The organism is Vibrio sp. 970, assembly GCF_033339075.1.
Genome location: NZ_JAWOTW010000818.1, coordinates 1 through 517 on the forward strand (window position 1 = coordinate 1; position 517 = coordinate 517).

General features: G+C 50.9%; 1 protein-coding gene. It reads left to right on the forward strand.

Annotation, left to right across the window (positions count from 1 at the left end):
- The coding region (locus R7Q11_RS29380) for an FHIPEP family type III secretion protein (protein ID WP_405532646.1) at positions 1–517 on the forward strand (517 nt) is incomplete at both ends.

Here is a 517-nt window from a genome sequence, read left to right on the forward strand (position 1 = left end):
TGAAGTTAAGCCTGCCGTTTGCAGATAAATTGCCACGAATTCGTCAGCGTGAGATGCCAGCTATTGGCGCGCCTGTCATGGTTTTGGCCACCCTTGCGATGGTGGTATTACCGATACCCGCGTTCCTACTGGATATGTTCTTCACCTTTAACATCGCCTTAGCCATGGTGGTGTTGTTGGTGACGGTATATACACGCCGCCCGTTAGATTTCGCCGCGTTCCCAACGGTGCTGCTGATCGCGACGTTGTTGCGTTTGGCGCTGAACGTTGCGTCCACCCGTGTCGTTTTACTTCATGGTCATGAAGGGGGCAATGCGGCAGGTAATGTTATCGAGGCGTTTGGTAACGTTGTAATTGGCGGTAACTACGCAGTCGGTTTAGTCGTCTTCCTCATCTTGATGATCATTAACTTTGTGGTTATCACCAAAGGTGGCGAACGTATTTCAGAAGTCTCCGCGCGTTTTACATTGGATGCCCTACCGGGCAAACAAATGGCGATCGATGCGGACTTAAACGC